This window comes from Paraburkholderia dipogonis (assembly GCF_042680985.1).
Lineage (GTDB): Bacteria > Pseudomonadota > Gammaproteobacteria > Burkholderiales > Burkholderiaceae > Paraburkholderia > Paraburkholderia phytofirmans.
Window position 1 is genome coordinate 162058 of sequence record NZ_JBHUFR010000026.1, and the last position, 20460, is coordinate 182517.

The window sequence follows — 20460 nt, forward strand, 5'->3', positions numbered from 1 at the left end:
GTTGCAGTATGGAGGTCCCGTATTCTAGCGACTCCAATTGACGGTCGAGCTAACCTTCTGGACTGCGCAGCCGGCGATACCAGCTCATCAACGGTGTCGCCGAAACGCCGTGAATCACCACCGACGCCGCGATCACCGCCAGCGTGAGCGGCACGAGCGGGGCGACGTCCGCGGTAGCGCGATTTTCTAGCGCGTACGCCAGGTAGTAAAACGAACCGATGCCGCGTATGCCGAACCAGCTCATCAAACGGCGCTGCGTCGGCGTCGCGCTCGACCCGAGCAACGACAGCTCCACCGATACCGGCCTCACGAGCACGAACAGCGCCGCCGTCAGCGCGACGGTCTGCCAGGTGAAGAGCGGCGCATGTATCGTGGCGAGCACGTTGCCGACCATTGCCATGACGGCAACCTCGGCGATGCGTTCGAGCTCGATCGTGAAGCCGAGCACCGACTCCGTCATATACGCGTGCGCTTTGCTTGGATTGGCCGCGGTCGCCTCGACATCTTCGGAATCGACGGTGCCGATGGTTTCGCGAGGCGACTGGCCGCCGCTCGCGCGGTGTTCGACCCGGCGCATCGCGACGCCGGCCGCGAACACGGCCAGAAAACCATATGTATGCGCGAGCTGCGCGGCGCCGAAGGACAGCACGATCAGACCCAGCGCGAAAAACCCCTCGAGTCCGAGTGCCTGAGCGTGGCGAGTGCGCAGCCATGTCACCGCGTGGGTCGTGGCCCAGCCGAGCGCTCCGCCGATCGCGATTGCGCCCGCCACGCCCCACACGATGCCGCCCACGAGTGCCAGGTTGAACAGATCGCCCGCTTGGGCGGCGGGTGCAGCGCATAGCGCGAGGCCCAGCATCGCGAAGGGCAGCGCGATGCCGTCGTTCAGTCCGCCTTCGCCGGAAAGCGCGAAGCGCAGCAGATCGTGGTCGCCGGGGTTGTGCACCTGCACGTCGTGGGCCAATACCGGATCGGTCGGCGCGAGGATCGCGGCCAGCAGCAAGGCCGGCCCCCAGCCGAGATGCAGGACGTACACGCCGAACAGCATCAGCAGCGGAATGGTCGCGAGCATCGCAAGAAAGCCGAGACGCAGCGGCACGGTCCAGAGTTTTTCGAGCATGCCGAGCCGAAGCCGCAGGCCGATGGCGAACAGCGAGACGAGCAGCGCGACTTCGGTGACGATACGCAGCAGATGCGCGTCGGCGATCATATCGAGGCGCAACAGGCCGACACCGGGCGGCCCGAGAAAGTAGCCGAACGCGAGATAAAACATGGCGGCGCTGACAGGCAGCCGCTGCAGTGTCGTTGCCGCGAGGCCCATAAAGACGAGCACGGCGCCGACGATGAGAAACCACAAAGTTTCGTGCATGAACATCCGGTGAGGGCCCGCCGCGCCTGCCGCGTGCGTGGCCGGTTGAAGAAAGGTGCGCCCGGACGCGTCACACTGACGCGTCACTTCAAGGCGCGCGTCCGAACGCTTCGCGCAGCTTGCGCTTGGCCTGCTGCAAGGTGTCGCGGCGCGCTTTCGGCAGGTTCCTGCCGGCCCGATTGATATAGAAGTTCAGCATCGACATGGCCGACTGAAACGGCGTGCCTTTGCGGCGGCGGCTTTTCGTGGACGACCGTTTGAGCGATTGCGCGATCGACTCCGCGCTGCCGGTCTTGAACACATCGTGCTCGATATCCATCGCGTCACTGGTTTCCATTACGTGATGCGACCATTTCTGCGGGCTTTTGGCGCGATGCGCCGCGTGAGCCTGGGCATGCCGCTGGCGCGGCGGCCGGCCCGACTTGCCGCGCGAGACCGGGTGCTTGGACTTGCTGGTGGATTTTTTTCGGGTGGCCATGCTGCGCCTCCTTATTGGGTCGTGCGCGCGCTGAATGCGCTTATTGTGCGCTCAAAGTTAAACGCGCCGGCTGCCGCGATGGCGGCATGCCGGCGCATCGGTGCCGGGGCGCGTGGGGGCTCATGGCCACGCGCGCCCGCCGTGAGCAAGCGTTACAACTTCAACCCGCCAGCCTCCGGCGCGTCCGACGACGCGGGCGGAATGTCGCCCACGCCGTAGTCCTCGCGACGCACAATCGAGTCGCGGCCCCAATAGGGTTCGCTGCCGTAGTACTGGTGCACGGAAGTGGCCCACGTCTGGTCCGCCATGGAGGGCCAATGGTCTTTGTCGAAGCCCGGTGCGTTTTTCACGCGTTCCGCGGTCATGTTCAGCACGAAGCATTTGCGGCCGGTATCGAGCGTCAGTGCGTGCCATGGAATGGCGAGCAGCTTGTCGCCGATGCCGAGAAAGCCGCCGTTCGAGAGCACGGCATACGCAACGCGGCCCGAGCTGACGTCGAGCATGATGTCCTTGATCTTGCCGATATCTTCGCCGTCGCTGCTGAGCACCTTGTTGCCGTCGAGCGTGGCGGCGGCCATCACGTCCGGGCCGGGGCCTTCCGCGGTCGCGCTGCCTTTTCCGACGATCCGGGCGCCCTGATCCTGGCGCATGCCGGATTGCGTTTGTGTCTGGTTCACCATGATGAGGCTCCTCTACAGGTTGGGTGTGTGAAGCGTTGAGCAACCAGCGTTCCTTCATGAGCCGGAGGGAATGCGCGCGGATATTGCGGCGGGTGATCCAGGCATCGCGGGTGTGTGCGTCTCGCGCGAAGCGCGTGCGCTGAGTCGCGCTGATCCGCGTAAAGCGTGCTGACGCGATTGAAAATATTTCGCCAGTGAGAGGAGGGCGACGAGGACGACATGCCCTCGTCGTGAGGCATAGGCCTTGCGGGACGTTCGACCAGCAGCGCGATCAATCACTTGCGTGCGCTGTCCATCTACCCTCGGAGAATTTGATGAAACATACAAAAGCATTGCTGGTGTCGGCACTCGTTGCCATGTCGGGCGCAGCGTTCGCACAAGCGGGCGGCGGCAACGGTAACGGCGGCAACAGCGGCTCCGGCGGTTCGGGTAATGCTCACGGCGCGGCGACCGCGGCGCCCACCACGGACGGACAGCCTACGTCCGGAGCGATGAGTTCAAGCGGCTCCAAATCGCATCACATGTCCAGGTCGAAAATGAAGAAGCCGAAGACCGATTCGACGAATATGCCGGGTGCGGATGCGAGCAGCGATACGAAAGGTCAGTGAACGCGCCGTGAAGCGGCGGGGCTAACGCGACAAGTCAAGAAGCGCGAAGCGCCGTGAGCCGCAATCTCTCCAGCTTCTAATTTCCAGGCTTTAAGGCGCGGTCTGTTTCACTGCACGTGATGCACCCGCCGCGCGCGTGCCCGCAACCCGCGGCGCGGCCGCTCGCCGCGCGGCTTGCGCACCAGACTTCGCATCGACCTTTGCGGCCGCCGCCTTGCGCACCACGGGCGACTTCTTCAGCAAGCTCGTGATCGAATCGTCGATGCTTTCCGCCACCGCCGATTCACGCGCTTTGCGGCCTTTCGCGCCGGCCTGCCGCGCGAGCTTTGCCGCGCGTTTCTCCGCCTGCGCGAGCAGCGTGGCCAAGGCGACTTCATCCACTTTCAGCCCGCGGCGCGATTGCCCGGGCGCCAGACGCTGCAATTCGTCCGCTTCGAACGAACTGATCACAGCGGGATGGATGTAGCAACGCCTGCACACGGCCGGCGTATTGCGCAGTAACGCCGCCACGTCCTTCACGGTCGCGACGATATGACGGCGCGCTTCCGCCGCACTGCTGCACATCAGACGACGCAGCGCGGCCAGCGCATAGACGCTGCCGGCCCACGTGCGATAGTCCTTGGCCGTGAAATCCGCGCCGCTCGCGCGGCGCAGATAGTCGTTGATGTCGGCGGAGCCGACGGTGCGGCGCGTGCCGTCCTCGTCGAGATACTGGAACAGGTCGTGGCCCGGCAGTTCGGCGCAACGCCGCACGATGCGTTTGATGCGCGGATTGTTCACTGTCACGTCGTGCTCGATGCCGCTCTTGCCGCGAAACTTGAAGCGCAACTGGCCGGCTTCGATCTTCACGTGCTTCTTGCGCAGCGTCGTCAAACCGTATGACTGGTTATCGCGCGCGTATTCCACGCTGCCGATCCGGATCAGCGTCGTGTCGAGCAGCTGCACGATCGCGGCGATGACTTTGTCGCACGGCATGCCCGGCAGATTCAAATCGCGCGCGACACGGGCGCGAATTTTCGGCAATGCATGGCCGAACTCGGCCATGCGCTCGTATTTGTCCGCGTCGCGCGTTTCGCGCCAGCGTGGGTGATAGCGGTATTGCTTGCGGCCGCGCGCATCGCGGCCCGTCGCCTGGATATGGCCGCGCGCATCCGGACAGATCCACACGCTTTCATACGCCGGCGGGATGGCAAGCGCGTTGATGCGTTTGATTTCGTCTTCATCGTCGATGCGTTTGCCCGACACGTCGAAATACGCGAAGCCGTCTTTTTCACGCTGGCGTGTGATGCCGGGTTTCGTGTCGTCGGCATGGCGCAAACCCGGCGGCATGACGGCGGGCGTGAGCTGTTTCGCGCTGTCTTCGTCCGTGCGTTCAGGACGGCGTTGAATCGGGGTGGAGGTGGCAGCCATCGTCGAAAGTAGAAATTTCAAGCGGAAGGCGCGTGGCGCCGGTGACCGTGCCTGCAAGCAAAGGCAGTGCCCAGCGCCGGCGTCGGCGCGGCGGGCAGGGTTGTTTCGGTCGCGTTGGTTGCTTCGGATTGCTTCGCGGCCGAGCGGAACAGTCCTTGCGAACTCTCGCCATGGGTAACGAACGAAACGAATCAACCAAGGAGAGCGCCATGAGCAGCACCCTGAATCCCGATGAAGAGCCGCAACAGGTCGTCAAACAAACCGCCGGCACCACCGGCGCGCTCGGTCCGAGCGATTCGTCGGACAGCGGCAGCGATGTCGCCGGTGCGAAGCGTCATGAGTTCGACGTGGATACCGAACTGGACAATCACGCGCTCGAAACCGGCGACACCGAACTCGGCAGCGATACGGATCGTGCCGGCACAGGCGAGCGCGCCGCGGCCGACGGCGATTCAACCCTCGTTCCGGACGCCGATATCGAGCCCGACCGTGTGATCGATCCGCTGGCTAACGACGATGACGGCCTCGACGACGACTCGCAAGGTCTTTGAACCGGCCCTGGGCAGCTGCCGCTCGACGGGCACGTGAAGCGGGCATAGGCGCAGGCACGTGAAGCGGACGCATGGGCACGTACTTTGCTGACACCGTTCTTAACGAAAAGGCCGACCACGCAGCACAGCCGGCCCGGCAATGAAATGAAGGAGAGTAGGCATGGCAAGCACGCTGAATGGTTACAAGGTGGCGGTACTCGCAGTGGACGGATTCGAGCAGGCCGAACTGATCGAACCGCAACGCGCGCTCGTCGAGGCGGGCGCAACGGTGCATGTCATTTCAGCGAAGCCCGGCAATATTCAGGGTTTCAAGCACGTGGATAAAGGCGACGCCGTCGAGGTGAATGCGACGTTCGACAAAGCCAGCGCGGACGACTACGACGCGGTGGTGTTGCCAGGCGGCGTGGTCAACGGCGACGCGATCCGTCTGCTGCCGCAGGCGCAAGCCTTCGTCAAAGCAGCCGACAACGCGAAGAAGCCGATCGCGGTGATCTGCCATGGCGGGTGGTTGCCAGTGTCGGCTGGAATCATCAAGGGCCGCACGATGACGAGTTGGCCGAGCCTGCAGGACGACATTCGCAATGCGGGCGGCACGTGGGTGGACCGGGAAGTGGTCGAGGACGGCAATCTGATCAGCAGCCGCAAACCCGACGATCTCCCCGCCTTTAACAAAACGCTGATTGCGCAGTTGTCGAAGCGCAAGGCGGCATGAGTGCAGTGAAGAACCGCTCGCGCAGATTGGATGAAGGCTGCGCTCCGTCATATCGGTTCCGCTTCGGCGTATCCGTCGACCTGGGAGAAAATGCATGAAATTCCGGTATTCCCTACAAGCGATGACTGTCGCGCTGAGTTTGAGCGCGGCGTCCATCGGCATGGTGTACGCGCAAGCGAGCGACGCCCCGGCGAGCGATGCGCCGGTCAGCGGCACGAAGCTTTCGCCCGCGGATCAGCAGTTCGTGCAGGACGCCTCGCAGTCCGACGCCACCGAAATCGCGGCCAGCAAGGTTGCGCTCAAAAATTCCAGCGATCCGCACGTGAAGAAATTCGCGCAGCAGATGATTGCGGATCACACGAAACTCTCGCACGCCATGGCGGCGCTCGTCTCCAGGAAGGGCTTCAATTCGACGCCGTCGGCGGATTCGGCGCTGGTCGGCAAACTCCAGACGCTCAAGCGCAAGGAATTCGATCAGGCCTACGTCGAGCAGGTCGGGGTGGAAGCGCACCAGCGCGCGGTCGATCTGTTCCAGCAGGAAAGCACCAGCGGCACCGACGCGCAACTCAAAGCCGCGGCCCAGCATGCGCTGCCCACCATCAAACATCATCTCGCGATGGCGCAGCAACTCGCCGGCGCAATGAAGGGTTCGCCATGAACGCGATCCTGCCGCGGCCGGCCTATGAGGATTCCCTTATGCAGATTACTTTTTCCGACGACAAGCCGGTCTTCGACGGAGCGAATCTGACCGTGCGCTTCATGGCGCGGGTCGACGGCGAACCGGTCGTGTGCACGATTACCGCCGAGGCGCTAGAAGATCATTTCGGCGCCGATTCCGCTCTGGAAGCCGCGCTGATGTCGGCCTTCGACAAAGGCCGTCAGCGTATCCGTTCGGTTTGCGCTGAAGCACTCGACCAGAATGACGGTGAAGGCGTAGTGTTGCATAGCGGACTGTTCAGAGTGGAAGGCATGGAACCGGATCGCGGCACCACGGCGTAGGGCCGGCGCGTGCCGTCGCTCGCGCGCTGTGCAGCGCGGCGAAACGCGGCGGCATGGTCCGCAAACGCCATCCAACGATGCAAGGAGGCCTCATGTCGCTCATCGTCGCAGCACGCTTTACGACTTTCCCCGCCGCTGAAGACGCGGCGGCCAAGCTCTTCAACGCAGGGTTCGTCGAGGAAGACGTCACGCTGTTTTTCGTCAATCCACGCGGTCAGCACGCTCGTTATCCGATCGGCGGCGACACGGGCACCGATGCCGGTGCAAAGGATGCGCCCAAAGGCGCCGGAATGGGCGTCACGATCGGTGCGGTAGCGGGGGCCGTGGTGGGCGTGGGGATCTTCGCGGCTTTTTCCGCGCCGATCATCGTGTCGTTGATTGCCGCGGGCGTCGGCGCATATGTCGGCTCCCTGGTCGGGGCTATGTCGCGTACGCGCGACGCCGGCCACGCAGGGCATCGTTCGGCATTCCATGAAGAGACGCGCGATTCCGGTGTACTGGTTGCCGTGCACGTCTCGCCGGACAATCAGTTCGATGCCGCGCGCGTGCTGCGCGAAGCCGGCGGCACGGCGATCGAGCGCGCGAGCGGACGCTGGCAGCAGGGGCGCTGGGCCGACTTCGATCCGTTGAAAAAGCCGGTCCCGCTTGGCGAGTTCAGCGAGAAGAGTGCTTGAGCCGCTGGGTGATTAGTTGTAGTAGTTTTCGTTGCGGTAATTAGCAGAACGGCCCGACATCGATCGGGCCGTTCTTTTTGGGCGTGTCTGTCAACACTCAAATACTCAAGCAGTAGCCAAACATCGGTTCAAACCCAGATTTGCGGCGCACTGCGCTGCGGCTGGGGTGCGCGATCCACCTGACGTTTTTCGCGCGTCGGTTCGCAAGCTGCCGGCACCAATCCTTCATGCGTCACGCCACACGGAGGCGACATGGCCTGCGCGTTTGAAGCCGGCGTTTCCTGCGCCAGCACGTGTTCGCGAATCTGCATCACGGCCGCCGAGCTGATGATCGCGACGGCGGCCAGAAATTCTGCGCTCCTGATCTTCATGATGATTCTCCCTGTTGCTGTTGCCTGCCCATTGTTTTCAATCCGTTGGCACGTTTTGCAGTGTGTTGGTTGCTGCGTTGCACGCGTGCTGGGCGGAGCATATAAAGCAACCGCTGTGCCATCGAATGGAAGACCGCTGCACGGGGCTTTGCCGGCAATCACGGCGCATTGGAACGGGCAACATTTACGCGGATTGGCAAAGATTGGACGTGCGCGCCGATGCAGCGCGCAAACATCCATATTCATGTGCACCGGGCACGCCCCGTGCGAACAGATCCATGAACTCCGTCGCTGGAAGACGAGTGCCTCTCGTTTAGAGAAGCTCATCTCCATTGGCGGATTCCATGACTAACGAAACCCTTGGAGGTATTGAATGGCTACGAACGTTGTTTCCGTGCTGAACGATCTGGTCGAAACGTCGAAGGATGGCGAGAAGGGCTTTCGCAAGGCAGCCGAAGATGCGCACGACGCACAATTGAAAACGCTATTCCTGTCGCGTGCCGAGGACTGCTCGCGCGGCGCGCGTGAGTTGCAGGATGCGGTTCAGGCTTTGGGCGGCAAGCCCGAAACGGGTGGCAGCATGAGCGGCGCGCTGCATCGCGGCTGGGTCGACGTGAAGTCGGCCGTGACGGATCGCAGCGACCACGAAATTCTGGCCGAGTGCGAGAAGGGCGAGGACGTCGCGAAGAAGCGCTATCACGAAGCGCTCGAAAAGGAATTGCCGGCGGACGTGCGGGCGATCGTCGAGCGGCAGTATCAAGGTGTGCTGCAGAATCATGACCGCGTGCGTGATCTGCGCGATCAGTATGCGGCGGCGAAGCGTTAAAAGCAGGTCAGTGGCCGGCGCCCTGCGGGGCGCCGGTTGTTTGTTGCTCGTGTCCGATTGCAAGGGCTCTCTTCGCAAGGGTTCCATTCGAGAGCGAGCCGCACGTGAAAAAGCCATCCGCATTGCGGATGGCTTTTTCTCTGGCTTGCAGCAGTAGCATCGGAAAGCACCGACCGAAGTCGGCGCTCCCCGGACAGACCCGCCGCTGTTATTCGGCCGCGATCTTCAGATGGTTCTTCACGCTCGACACGCCCTTCACGGCTTCCACGACTTCGCCAGCCGCTGCCTTGTCGTCGGCCGAAGGCACCGTGCCCGTGAGCCACACCACGCCCTTGCGGGTCTTCACGTGGATATGCGTCGACTTGACGTTCTTCGCGGCCAGCAGGTCGGCCTTGGCCTTGGTGGTGATGGTGCCGTCGTCGACATGCTGGCCGATGGTTTCCGACGCCGCCGACGGAGCGCTGCTTTGCGCCATGGCGTTCGTCGCGTTCAGTGCGAAAGCGACACAAGCGATGCTACCTGCGGTCTTCAGAAGTTGGATGGTCTTCATGGTTTCTCCTTCGGGTGTTGATCAAAATTGCGGTCTTGTTGCCTGCGGTCGATCGCGGTCGAAACCGCTGATGACACGCGTGGGATCGTTGCCGCTACGGTTCCGTCAGGGCCCGTTATCGACACCGGCCGACGGCCGATGCATGCGTTTTTGCCTGAGCGTGGCTCCAGCGTCTCGCATGCATGGACCGGCGTCCGTCCACATAGTGCAAGCACGCAAGCGGTGTGCCCGGCATGGCGTCAAAAGCCTGGCGTCGCAGGAAAGCCGTTACAAGACAGGTATTTAGGCTGAGGAATAAGACGCAGCGATACGTCGACGTGAGGCTCGACGGCTCGCCGCGGCACGGACCGGAATTTGCCGGCTACTTGTAAAAAAGGCGCCGGGCGGCCTGCGCAATTGGCGGGCCTGAAAACACAAAGCGTAGAAAAAACAGGGGTTTGCGCGAGTTGGTACGACAGTTGCTCTAGACGGGCTACTCACCAATTTTCGGCTATCAACGGGACCTCACTACAATGCCTTCTATTGAACTACGCACAAGGCAGTCTCTCGCACTCACGCCACGTCTTCAGCAATCAGTGCGTCTGTTGCAGTTGTCGTCTCTGGAGTTCCAGCAGGAACTGCGCACCGCGCTCGACACCAATCCGTTCCTCGAGTACGACTCGTCGGAAACGGAAGACGTGGCGCTGGCAACCGCGACCTCCGGCGAAGACGGCGGCGCGCTGCCCGCCACCGACACGGTCGCGACCGCCGAACCCGATTCGCTGCCGGTTGAATCCGGCAACAACGACACACTGGAAAGCGCGGGCCAGGACGACATGCCCGGCGATTTCTCCGGCGACTACAGCAGCCGCAGTTCGACCCGCCAGAACGGCGACTCGGACAGCAGCGATCCCGCCGAATGGGCACGCTCGCAGCCGACCTTGCGCGAGCAGTTGCACGATTCGTTGCGCCTTTATCGACTCGACGACCGCGACCGCGCGGTGGCCCGCTTCATCATCGAAGCGCTCGACGACGACGGCTATCTGCGTCAGGAACTCTCCGATCTGGCGGACAGCGTCGATCTCGAACCCGAACTGACGGAAGAAGAATTGCTGGTGGCGCTGCGTCTCGTCCAATCACTCGATCGTCCGGGCCTGGGCGCGCGCTCGTTGTCCGAATGCCTCTCGCTGCAGTTGAATGCCTTGCCCGCCGACACGCCTGGGCGCGATGTCGCGCGGGAAGTCGTCGAGCATCATCTGGAACGGCTCGCGCGTCGCGAGCAAGCCGAACTGCAAAAGCAGATCGGCTGCAGCGCCGAGGAATTGCGCGTGGCCTGCGCGCTGGTGCGCAAGCTCGACCCGAAGCCGGGCAACAGCTACGGCCGCACCGAAGACAACTACGTGGTGCCGGACGTGATCGTACGTCAGGTCCGCAACAAGTGGGTCGTGACGATCAATCCGGCGGTGCAGCCGCGCGCTCGCATCCATCGCATGTATGCGGAACTGTTCGCGCAGTCGGCGGGCGCAAGCCGTTCGCCGCTCGCGCAGCAACTGCAGGAAGCGCGCTGGCTGATCCGGAACGCGCAGCAACGCTTCGATACGATTCAGCGCGTGGCTGAATGCATCGTCGCGCATCAGAAGGCCTTCTTCCAGTACGGCGAAATCGCGCTCAAGCCGATGGTGCTGCGCGATGTCGCCGACGAACTCGGTCTGCACGAATCCACCATCTCGCGCGCCACCGGCAACAAATATATGGCCACGCCGCGCGGTATTTTCGAGTTCAAGCATTTCTTCCCGCGCGAACTGGGCACGGAAAGCGGCGGCACCTGTTCGGCCGCAGCCGTGCGCGCGCTGCTCAAGGAAATGATCGCCGCGGAAAACACTCATGATCCGCTTTCGGACGTGACACTCGCCAAAATGCTCGCCGATCAGGGCGTGCTGGTGGCGCGCCGCACCGTGGCGAAATACCGGCATTTGATGAAGGTGCCGCCGGCGGAACTGCGCCGCCAGATTTAAACGCGCCGCGCCCCGCAAAAAAGGGGGCAGCGCCCGGGCGCCATGCGAGACTGTCTGTTCGCGTGGCGCTTTTTCGTATCTGGACGTTTCGCGCGCGCCCCTTTACATTGGCGGCTCCATAGGGAACGGGGCGCAGTCAATGAAGTACTCGAATCTGGTCGAACGCCTGCAAGGCCGGCGCACCTCCGCGTGGGAAATCCATCGTGTCGCGCAGCAGGCGGAGGCGAGAGGTGAAGACGTCATCGTGCTGAGCGTGGGCGACCCTGACTTTGCCACGCCCGCGCCGATCGTCGAACGTGCGATCGAGGCCTTGCGTGGCGGCGATACGCACTACAGTGCCGTTTCCGGCCGCGAGCCGGTGCGCGCGGCAATCGCCGCGGAACACACACGCATGACCGGCTGCGCCGCGAGCGCCGCCAACGTGATCCTGACCGCGGGAGCGCAGAACGGCGTGTTCGCCGCGTCGCTGTGCCTGCTGCAAGCGGGCGATGAAGTAATCGTCCCCGAGCCCATGTATCTGACCTACGAGGCCTGCGTGCGCGCGGCCGGCGCCACGCTCGTGACGGTGCCGGTCGATCCGGCGCGGGCATTTCACGTCGACTGCGACGCGTTCGAAGCCGCCGTTACGTCGCGCACCAAAGCCATCTTCTTCGCGACGCCGTGCAATCCGACCGGCGTGGTCATGCAACGCGCCGATCTCGAACTTATCGCGCGGCTCGCGTGCCGGCACGACCTATGGGTGCTCTCCGACGAGGTCTACGCGGAGCTGACGTTCGAACGCGAGCACGTGAGTATTGCTTCGCTGCCCGGCATGGCGGAGCGCACCGTGACGCTCGGCAGTCTGTCGAAATCGCATGCTATGGCCGGTTGGCGCGTCGGCTGGGCGATCGGTCCCACCGAGCTGATCGAGCACATGGGGCGGCTCGCGCTTGCCATGCTGTACGGCTTGCCCGGATTTATCCAGCAGGCCGCATTGACCGCTGTGCAGCACAAGGCGCGGATCGCCGCCGAGATGCGCGAGATCTACCGGCGCCGGCGCGACGTGGTGTTCGAGCGTTTGCATCGTGTGCCCGGGCTGCGATGTCTGCTGCCCGAGGCGGGCATGTTCATGATGGTCGATGTGAGCGGCACGGGCCTCGATACGGTCGACTTCACGTGGCAGCTGTTTCGCGCGCGTGGTGTGTCGCTGCTCGACGCGAGCGCTTTCGGCGAGACGGCGAATGGTTTCGTGCGGCTGGGTTTTGTCGTCGACGAAGCGCGTCTGATCGATGCGTGCGAACGTATCGCCGCATTCGTCGGCGGGTTGCCGGGTCGTTGAGTCTTTCGCCGACGTTTCGTTTGCTTTTCGATTGGCGTAACGCGGCGATGCGTCGTGGGAGGAATGCGTGTTCCCGCCAGTTTTCGATTGACGCCGCACATGCTTGCGTCAAAAATCGAGCGCCGAGTTCGTCTTCAGCTTTGACCTTAAGGACATCGGCGCCTATCGACTCCCGGTTGAAACCCCATGGGCCTTCGCTACATCTTCTGGTTGCGCCAATCCTTGATGGCAGGATCAATGGCGGCTGCGCTCGTGGCGATGGCGCTCGTGCTGCTCGCGCTCGCCACGTTCAGCACCATGTGCGCGGCGGCTGAACCAGACGACTCGCCGGAAGCCGCCGCGACCGCCGATACCGAGGCATCGGCGCCGGACGCGCCCCGCTTCGTGAGCGGCCAGCCCAATCAGCGCGCGGAGCCGAACGGCCAACCGCTGCAGGACTCGCACGCGGCGCAGACACGCGCGCCTCGGCAGTCGCGCCCGGCCGCGTCGGCGCAGAACGAAGCGTCGAGCAGCACGGCGCAGCGCAACGCGAAAGCGGAGCCGGCGGCGATTCCCGTACCGCCGGAAACCGCGTCGGTCACGCAGCATTCCATTCGGCTCGATGGCCGCAAGCTCGACTACACGGCCACCGCCGGCAACCTGCTGTTGCGCAACAAGACAGGACAGCCCAACGCGAGCGTTTTTTACGTCGCCTATACCGTCGCGAGTAAAACGCCGCGGACGCGGCCGGTGACGTTTCTGTTCAACGGCGGTCCAGGCGCCGGCACCGTCTTTCTGATGATCGGCTCATTCGGGCCGAAGCGGGTGCGCACCGCGAGTCCCGATATCACGCCGCCCGCACCGTATACGCTCGCCGACAATTCCGACAGCCTGCTCGATAGCACCGACCTCGTCTTTATCGACGCCGTCGGCGCGGGCTTGTCGCGCGTCGTCGGTCATGGCACGGGCAAAGACTTCTGGGGCGTCGACAAGGATGTCGACGCGTTCTCGCAATTCATCGACCGCTATCTGACGGTGAACCAGCGCTGGAATTCGCCGAAGTACCTGCTCGGCGAATCGTATGGGACCGCGCGCGCCGCGATGCTGGCATATCAGCTGGGGCAGAACAATATCGCGCTCAACGGCGTGATCCTGATGTCGTCGGTGCTCGATTCGGCCGCGTTTTCGGCGGGCTCGGATTTTAAGAGCGAAAGCTATCTGCCGAGCTTCGCGGCGATCGCCTGGTATCACGACAAGATCGTGCCGAAGCCGGCCAGTCTGCCCGCCTTTCTCGACGAAGCCCGCGCGTTCGCACGCGGCCCGTATGCGCAAGCCCTCGCACAAGGCGACGCGCTGCCCGAGGCCGAGCGCGACGCGATCGCCGCGCGCGTCGCGCAATTCACCGGCCTCGACGTCGCCTATGTGAAGCGCAGCCGCTTGCGTCTCTACCCGTCGCGTTATCGCAGTGAATTGCTGCGCGATCAGGCGCGCAGCGTTGGCCGTTACGATGCGCGCTTTGAAGGCATCGACTTCGACAGCGTCTCCGATCGCCCCGATTACGATGCGTCGGTGAGCAGCGTGTCGAGTGCATTCGACGCCGCGTTGCATCAGCATTTCGCCGAGGACCTGCACTTCACGCCGGCCGACCGCTACCGCGTCTTCAACGACGAAGCGTTGACGCAATGGGACTGGAAGCATCGCGAATGGTGGGGCGAGCGTTTGCCCGTACCGTATGCGGCGGGCGATCTGGCCGAAGCGATGCGACAGAATCCGCAATTACGGGTGATGTCGGTGAACGGCTATTTCGATCTGGCCACGCCGTTCTACGCGACCGAATATGCGCTCGCGCACCTGGGCGTGGACGGGCCGCTGCGCGCCAACGTGCGCATCGCCTACTATCCGACCGGTCACATGATCTATCTCGACGACGCGGCCTTGCACACGCTCAGGCGCGATCTGGCGAGTTTCTATGCGGCGAGTGCGCGCTAGCCGGTTCCGGACGACTCGCAGCGCGGCCGGGGCTTGCCTCGTAACCGGATTCGGCGTGTTCGGTTGAACGGTATAATTCGCTGCAACGTTCAAGCGTGACTGCAACGTCGCAACGCATCGTTTGGACACGCTCTTAGGGCCTGAAAACCGCTCGCTCAACCGGCTTTACCAACCGCTGCCCATGCCATTTCTACCGATCCAGTCCTTCACGCGCAAACGGCTCTCCGACGTGGTGTCCGACCAGATCAAGCAATTGATCTCGGACGGCACGCTGATGCCCGGCGACCGCTTGCCGGCCGAACGCGATCTGGCGACGCAGCTCGGCGTGTCGCGGCCGTCGTTGCGGGAAGCGTTGATTCGGCTCGAAGCGGACGGCTACATCGAGACATCGGGGCGGGGCGGCTTTACGGTGGTCGATGTCACGGCGCCGATCATCTCCAAGCCGCTCGCCGAGCTGTTGCTGCAGAATCCGCGCACCAGTGCCGATATTCTTGAATTGCGCCAGGGGCTCGAATCGATTTCGACGGTGTATGCCGCGGAGCGCGCCACGGCCGCCGACCTGAAAAACATCAGCGTGGCGTTCGAGGCTTTGAAGGCTGGCTCGCAGTCGCAAGATCGCGTGAACCTGGCGGAACTGGACGCCGCGTTTCACCTCGCGATCGCCGACTCCACGCACAACATCGCGCTCGCGCATGTGATGCACGGCATCCATACGCTGATTCGCGAGGGCATGCGCCAGTATCATCGGCTGATCGATTACGACGACGCGATGGAAAAGCAGCTGATGAGCCAGCATCAGGCCATCTACGACGCCGTCATGGCGCGCGACGCGCAAAAGGCGCGCAAGGCCGCCGAGCGTCATCTGACCTTCGTGCGCGAGATGTACAGGGAAGATGCGGCGAAGCCTTCGTCGAGCGCGGTTTCGTGATTGCGCGGGCGCCCGCGACTCACCGGCATCGGTTGTTTTCAGTCTTTGCCCTCAATCATCCTGGTCCCGCGCGGCGGTCCATCAACGCGCGAACTGACGCGTCGGGAGTCTTCCCTCTCTCCTGATGCATGACCGACACTCCGGCAATACCGCGCGCCTAGCTCGCGCCACTTGCGCTCAGTGCAAAAGGAAACCTGGACCGCCGTCACGACGGCTCAAGCGGTCCTGCGGCATCTTGATGTGTCGCATAAGACACATTAATGGACAAAATCCTTTTAATATGCACTATACGACACATTACATTGAACCCATAACGTATCTCTTGGAATACAATATCGGCTTGATCGCACTTAACGTATCGCAGGTGGCACATGGACCTCTTCGAACTTGGCGAAACTTTTCGCCTCGCCCGGATTGCCGCAAACAAGACTCAGCAGCAGGTTGCCGAGCAAAGCGGCATCACTCGCGCGCGCATTAGCCGGTTTGAGACCGGACTGCTTCCCGAACTCGGCACAGTCAAGCTGCTGAGTCTCTTCGAGGCGGTGGGGCTCGACCTTCTGGCTCGTCCTATAGGCCATAGGCGTACGCTCGACGACGTTCTGACCGAGCAGCGAACGCCTACTGTTTCCGTCGACGAAACCCGGCGGCGTGTTCGGCCCTCGCGCTCCGAGGCCAGCGTCAGGACTGCCGGAAAGCGCGAATAGCTCATGGCCGTACTCGATATCTACTGCAACACCACGTTGGTTGGGACGCTGGCGGAAGAGGCGCACAGTGGCGTTTTCACCTATCTGCCCGGTACGCCCACGGCCGACGTCGTCTCGCTTCTCATGCCGGTGCGAAACGGGTCGTACACCTGGCCCGGGGGCATCATGCCTTCGTTTCAGATGAATCTGCCGGAAGGCTTCAAGAAGGACCTCATTCGTCAACATCTCGGCCCTCACGCGGACGTGAGCGATATGGGGCTTCTCGCGCTGACGGGAGCAAACACCATCGGGCGGGTAAGAGCAATCCCGCACGGGGCGCCGCTCGATACCGCGAGATCCAGGTTCGATATGGCGACGCTTCTCGCAAGCCCGAACTCCAGAGATAACCTGCTCAAACACCTTGAAGCAGGCATCAGCGAGGGTGTGTCGGGGGTCATGCCCAAAACACTGGCTTCCGGTGAGGAGAAGGCGACTGTCTGGACGGACGAGTACATCCTGAAGACTGGGCCGGTCGACCTGCCGGGGCTCAGCATCAACGAATACCTCTGCCTCGAGGTCGCGAGAAACACAGACCTCAATGTTCCGGAAACACACCTTTCAGAGGACGGCCGTGTGCTCGCGATCCGGCGTTTCGATCTGCAAGCGGATGGCGCGCGCGTCGGGGTCGAAGATTTCTGCGCGTTGAAGGGCTTTGATCCTGTCCGCAAATACCAGGGCACCGTCGAAGACCTTGCGAAACTCTGTAATCAGTATCTCGGGGTGGATCACCGCAAAGACAGCAAGCGCAAGCTGTTCCAGCTGTTGCTGCTCAACTATGCGCTGCGTAACGCTGACGCGCACATGAAGAACTACGCGTTGACGTACACGAACGAACGGGACGCTCGCCTTTCTCCTGTGTACGACATCGTGACTGTCACCGCTTACCCTCGCTATCAGGATGACGCACCGGCGTTGTCGCTGAAGGGCAAAAAACTGTGGTGCGCCGGCAAGGCGCTGTTCGAATACGGCGGTGCGCGATTGAGTCTCTCGCCAACGGACATGAACGCAGCACTTGAGCAGGTGGTGGGCGCGGTGCAGAAGGTGCTTCCGCTGGTCAGCGTGTACACGGACCGTTATCCCGAGTTCAGGAATGTCGGCAAGCGAATGCTGGAGGCGTGGGCGCGAGGTCTCGAGGACATCAAGCCGGATGCGAAACCTGGAAAGGGGGTGCCCGCGCCTTTGCGGGAACAGGCGGGATTGTCCGAAACGCGTTCGGGCATGAGGCGAAAGGCCGATAACCCGTATATCGACCCGAACGGACCGTTTGGTCACAAGTCTCGATAGCTTGGCGTAGCGCATCCGGTTCCCGCGACGCAAGCTGTCATCCCTAGCCATCGCGCCATTGACACGCTTTCGTGACTTCCTTATATTCTTGGTCAGACCAACCTTACCAGTCTGGTTAACTCAGCTGAAACTCTGTCAATGGCCGGCGCCCACACCGCGCCACGCTCGTTCCACAACGCGATTCCGCAGTAGAGTAGGCTAATCGCCGGCTGTCGCTTTTTCTTTTTTAAAAGCTTATGAAAGTCGCCCTGTTCATCCCGTGTTTCATCGACGCGTTTTATCCTGAAGTAGGGATCGCCACGCTCGAATTGCTCGAACGCTTCGGCATACAGGTCGACTATCCGCAGGAGCAAACCTGCTGCGGCCAGCCGATGGCCAATAGCGGCGCGCATGCCGAAGCAGCCGGCACCGAGCGTGTGTTCACTCGCAACTTCGCGGGCTACGACTACATCGTCGGGCCGTCGGCGAGTTGCATCCATCACGTGCGCGAGCATCTGACCGCGCTCGAACAAACCGACGAAGTGAAGAAGGTCCGCGCGAACGCTTATGAACTCGTCGAATTTCTGCACGACGTGGTCGGCGCGCGTGAATTTCCGTGGGCCGAGTTTCCCCATCGCGTGGGCTTGCATAACAGCTGCAGCGCGTTGCGGCATCTGAAGGAAGCGTCGATTTCGGAAGTGGCGGGCATGCCGTTTTCAAAGCCGCGTACCTTGCTTGAAGGTGTGAAGGGCATCGAGTTCGTCAAACCGGCGCGGCCCGACGAATGCTGCGGTTTCGGCGGCACGTTCTCCGTTACAGAAGAGCCGGTGTCGGTGCGCATGGGACAGGACAAGGTGCGCGATCATCTGAATGCGGGCGCTGAATACATCGTTTCGGGCGACATGTCGTGTCTCATGCATCAGCAAGGCTGCGCGGAACGCATGAAAGCCGACGCGCGCTTCATTCATATCGCGCAGGTTCTCAACGGAGCACGCGCATGAGCAACCGGATCGATCACGCGAAAGCCGCGGGCGCTTTCATCGGCAAGACTGAGCACGTGGCGTTTCATGACAAACGTCTGTGGGATTTGCGTGAGAAGCGCGACGCACAGGCGCACGGCATCGCCGAATGGGAGACGATGCGCGAACTCGCGTCGGGTATCAAGGAACACACGCTGTCGAACCTCTCGCAGTATCTCGAACAGTTCGCGGCGGCGGCCGAGGCCAACGGCGTGACGGTTCATTGGGCCGCCACCGCCGAAGAGCACAACGCGCTCGTGCATCAGATCATGTCGGAGCGCGGCATGACCACGCTCGTCAAAAGCAAGTCGATGCTCACCGACGAATGCAAGATGCGCGAATATCTCGAACCGCGCGGCATCACCGTGATGGAAACAGATCTGGGCGAACGCATCCAGCAACTCGATCATCAGGACCCGAGCCATATGGTGGTGCCGGCGGTCCACAAACTGCGCGCCGATGTCGCCGAACTGTTCGGCCGCACCATCGGCACCGATCCGAAGAACAGCGACATCCACTATCTCGCGGAAAGCCAGCGGATGAACACGCGGCCGTACTTCGTGCGCGAGAAGACCGCAGGCATGACCGGCTGCAATTTCGCGGTGGCGGAGACCGGCACGGTCGTGGTCTGCACGAACGAAGGCAATGCGGATCTGTCGGCGAATGTGCCGCCTTTGCATATCGCGTCGATCGGGATCGAGAAGCTCATTCCGAAAGTGTCGGACCTCGGCGTGTTCATTCGCATGTTGTCACGCAGCGCGCTCGGCTCGCCGATCACGCAATACACCTCGCATTTCCGCGCGCCGCGTCCGGGCACGGAGATGCATTTCATCCTCGTCGATCACGGCCGCTCCGAGCGGCTCGCGATGGAGGACTTCTGGTATTCGCTCAAATGCATCCGCTGCGGCGCGTGCATGAATACGTGTCCCGTGTACCGGCGCAGCGGCGGGCTTTCGTACGGCGGCACGTACTCGGGGCCGATCGGCGCGATCATCAATCCGACTTTCGATCTGAAGCGCTATAGCGCTTTGCCGTTCGCGTCGACGCTCAATGGCAGTTGCACCAACGTGTGTCCGGTGAAAATCAATATTCACGAGCAGATCTACAAGTGGCGCACGGTGATCGCCGAGCGCCATGAAGTGCCGTTCGTGAAGCAGGAAGTGCTGAAGATGGCGGGGCGTTTGCTGGCGAGTCCGACCTTGTATCGCGCGACGGTGTCGTCGATGGGCAGCGCGCTGCGGCGGCTGCCGAATTTCGTGCTGTATAACCCGCTCAATATCTGGGGCAAGCAACGCGAGTTGCCGGAGGCGCCGAAGCTGACCTTCCACGCCTGGTACAAAAAGAATCGTGGAGACGGCAATGGCAACGCGTGAGGCTTTTCTGGACAAGGTTCGCCAGGCACAGCCGCCGTCGCGGCCGCGGCCCGAGGTGCCACTCTTCGACGCGGCGGGCGGCGATCTGCGCGCGCGCTTCACGGCCGCTTTGCAGGCAATGGGCGGCACCTGCGTCGAAGCCGTGTCCGCGACCGATGTGAGCGGGTTGATTCGCGAGCGCTTCGGCGCTGAGGCGTCAGTGGCCTCGGCGACTACTGAGGTGCCGGGCACGCGCGCGCTTACCGCCGATACGGAACCCGCTTCGTTGCAGGATATCGACGTCGGCGTGGTGCGGGCGCGCTTCGGCGTCGCCGAAACCGGCTCGGTGTGGTTCAGCGAACGCGAGTACGTGGTCAACGCGCTGGGCTACATCGTGCAGCATCTGGTCGTGCTGCTCGATCCGGCGCAATTGATCGACGGCTTGCAGGACGTGTACCGGCGTGACGATTTCCGCGACGCGCGTTACGCGGCGCTCGTCACCGGACCGTCGGCGACGGCGGATATCGAGGGTGTGCTGATTCGCGGCGCGCAAGGCGTGCGTTCGCTGACGGTGGTGTGGCTGGCGGCGCAATGAAAATGCAGTAGCGGCGGCACGATCGAATGGCACAATGCGGCATTCCGTTCGA

The 20460-nt window shown here is 62.8% G+C and carries 22 protein-coding genes; 16 read left to right on the forward strand and 6 right to left on the reverse strand.

Translation table 11 applies throughout. The features are described 5' to 3' along the window. Positions 1–49: 49 nt before the first annotated feature. The 3 genes from ACFSNN_RS30545 to ACFSNN_RS30555 form a co-directional block, all read right to left on the reverse strand. The gene (locus ACFSNN_RS30545; protein WP_134464215.1) at positions 50–1369 is read right to left on the reverse strand and encodes a cation:proton antiporter; all 1320 of its coding nucleotides are present in this window, start codon (positions 1367–1369) and stop codon (positions 50–52) included. Positions 1370–1457: 88 nt separating this feature from the next. Then, the gene (locus tag ACFSNN_RS30550; RefSeq protein WP_012427313.1) at positions 1458–1847 is read right to left on the reverse strand and encodes a DUF3175 domain-containing protein; all 390 of its coding nucleotides are present in this window, start codon (positions 1845–1847) and stop codon (positions 1458–1460) included. Positions 1848–1999: 152 nt separating this feature from the next. Continuing rightward, on the reverse strand, positions 2000–2527 hold the full coding sequence (locus ACFSNN_RS30555) for a PRC-barrel domain-containing protein (protein WP_134464217.1): 528 nt from the start codon (positions 2525–2527) through the stop codon (positions 2000–2002). 314 nt (positions 2528–2841) lie between these two features. On the opposite strand from ACFSNN_RS30555, the gene ACFSNN_RS30560 reads away from it, so the two are divergent. After that, complete coding sequence (locus tag ACFSNN_RS30560; RefSeq protein WP_208949584.1) at positions 2842–3135, forward strand: hypothetical protein; 294 nt, start codon at positions 2842–2844, stop codon at positions 3133–3135. Between the two features lie 90 nt (positions 3136–3225). On the opposite strand, the gene ACFSNN_RS30565 is transcribed toward ACFSNN_RS30560, so the two are convergent. Beyond that, complete coding sequence (locus ACFSNN_RS30565; RefSeq protein ID WP_134465609.1) at positions 3226–4545, reverse strand: DNA topoisomerase IB; 1320 nt, start codon at positions 4543–4545, stop codon at positions 3226–3228. A 209-nt stretch (positions 4546–4754) separates the two neighbouring features. On the opposite strand from ACFSNN_RS30565, the gene ACFSNN_RS30570 reads away from it, so the two are divergent. The 5 genes from ACFSNN_RS30570 to ACFSNN_RS30590 all read left to right on the forward strand — a co-directional run bounded on the left by ACFSNN_RS30570 (position 4755) and on the right by ACFSNN_RS30590 (position 7481). Continuing rightward, positions 4755–5096 (forward strand): chemotaxis protein, encoded by a 342-nt coding sequence (locus tag ACFSNN_RS30570; protein WP_134464221.1) that lies wholly within the window; start codon positions 4755–4757, stop codon positions 5094–5096. A 160-nt stretch (positions 5097–5256) separates the two neighbouring features. Next, entirely contained in the window at positions 5257–5808 is a 552-nt protein-coding gene (locus tag ACFSNN_RS30575; protein WP_134464223.1) for a type 1 glutamine amidotransferase domain-containing protein, read from the forward strand. Positions 5809–5902: 94 nt separating this feature from the next. Further along, entirely contained in the window at positions 5903–6466 is a 564-nt protein-coding gene (locus tag ACFSNN_RS30580) for a DUF4142 domain-containing protein (protein WP_134464225.1), read from the forward strand. After that, positions 6463–6807: a DUF1488 family protein gene (locus tag ACFSNN_RS30585; protein WP_012427306.1), complete on the forward strand. Its 345-nt coding sequence runs from the start codon at positions 6463–6465 to the stop codon at positions 6805–6807. The genes ACFSNN_RS30580 and ACFSNN_RS30585 overlap by 4 nt, the downstream gene beginning before the upstream one ends. Positions 6808–6899: 92 nt before the next feature. Beyond that, positions 6900–7481 carry a hypothetical protein gene (locus tag ACFSNN_RS30590; protein ID WP_377689257.1) on the forward strand — a complete coding sequence of 194 codons (582 nt, stop codon included), beginning with the start codon at positions 6900–6902 and terminating at the stop codon, positions 7479–7481. Positions 7482–7609: 128 nt separating this feature from the next. Here the strand turns inward: ACFSNN_RS30590 and ACFSNN_RS30595 are convergent, their stop codons facing one another. Then, on the reverse strand, positions 7610–7852 hold the full coding sequence (locus ACFSNN_RS30595) for a hypothetical protein (RefSeq protein ID WP_134464227.1): 243 nt from the start codon (positions 7850–7852) through the stop codon (positions 7610–7612). A 373-nt stretch (positions 7853–8225) separates the two neighbouring features. Between ACFSNN_RS30595 and ACFSNN_RS30600 the strand changes: the two genes are divergently transcribed. Continuing rightward, positions 8226–8678, forward strand: a complete 453-nt coding sequence (locus tag ACFSNN_RS30600) for a PA2169 family four-helix-bundle protein (RefSeq protein WP_134464229.1) — start codon at positions 8226–8228, stop codon at positions 8676–8678. Positions 8679–8886: 208 nt separating this feature from the next. Here ACFSNN_RS30600 and ACFSNN_RS30605 read toward each other — a convergent pair whose 3' ends face one another. Beyond that, the gene (locus ACFSNN_RS30605; RefSeq protein ID WP_012427302.1) at positions 8887–9228 is read right to left on the reverse strand and encodes a BON domain-containing protein; all 342 of its coding nucleotides are present in this window, start codon (positions 9226–9228) and stop codon (positions 8887–8889) included. 512 nt (positions 9229–9740) lie between these two features. On the opposite strand from ACFSNN_RS30605, the gene ACFSNN_RS30610 reads away from it, so the two are divergent. The 9 genes from ACFSNN_RS30610 (at position 9741) to ACFSNN_RS30650 (ending at position 20408) form a co-directional block, all read left to right on the forward strand. After that, positions 9741–11222 (forward strand): RNA polymerase factor sigma-54, encoded by a 1482-nt coding sequence (locus ACFSNN_RS30610; RefSeq protein ID WP_134464231.1) that lies wholly within the window; start codon positions 9741–9743, stop codon positions 11220–11222. A 139-nt stretch (positions 11223–11361) separates the two neighbouring features. Then, complete coding sequence (locus tag ACFSNN_RS30615; RefSeq protein WP_134464233.1) at positions 11362–12540, forward strand: pyridoxal phosphate-dependent aminotransferase; 1179 nt, start codon at positions 11362–11364, stop codon at positions 12538–12540. Positions 12541–12777: 237 nt separating this feature from the next. Beyond that, complete coding sequence (locus ACFSNN_RS30620) at positions 12778–14508, forward strand: S10 family peptidase (protein WP_377689572.1); 1731 nt, start codon at positions 12778–12780, stop codon at positions 14506–14508. Between the two features lie 181 nt (positions 14509–14689). Further along, the gene (locus ACFSNN_RS30625; protein ID WP_012427298.1) at positions 14690–15436 is read left to right on the forward strand and encodes a FadR/GntR family transcriptional regulator; all 747 of its coding nucleotides are present in this window, start codon (positions 14690–14692) and stop codon (positions 15434–15436) included. Between the two features lie 371 nt (positions 15437–15807). Next, entirely contained in the window at positions 15808–16140 is a 333-nt protein-coding gene (locus tag ACFSNN_RS30630) for a helix-turn-helix domain-containing protein (protein WP_134464237.1), read from the forward strand. Between the two features lie 3 nt (positions 16141–16143). Then, positions 16144–17463, forward strand: coding sequence for a type II toxin-antitoxin system HipA family toxin (locus ACFSNN_RS30635; protein ID WP_377689574.1), 1320 nt, complete (start codon positions 16144–16146; stop codon positions 17461–17463). A gap of 236 nt (positions 17464–17699) precedes the next feature. Continuing rightward, positions 17700–18443 (forward strand): (Fe-S)-binding protein, encoded by a 744-nt coding sequence (locus tag ACFSNN_RS30640; RefSeq protein ID WP_134464239.1) that lies wholly within the window; start codon positions 17700–17702, stop codon positions 18441–18443. Next, on the forward strand, positions 18440–19834 hold the full coding sequence (locus ACFSNN_RS30645; protein ID WP_012427294.1) for a lactate utilization protein B: 1395 nt from the start codon (positions 18440–18442) through the stop codon (positions 19832–19834). Before ACFSNN_RS30640 ends, ACFSNN_RS30645 begins: the two co-directional genes overlap by 4 nt. After that, a complete protein-coding gene (locus tag ACFSNN_RS30650; RefSeq protein WP_134464241.1) occupies positions 19821–20408 on the forward strand; it encodes a LutC/YkgG family protein in 588 nt (195 codons plus the stop codon). Before ACFSNN_RS30645 ends, ACFSNN_RS30650 begins: the two co-directional genes overlap by 14 nt. Positions 20409–20460 lie beyond the last annotated feature (52 nt).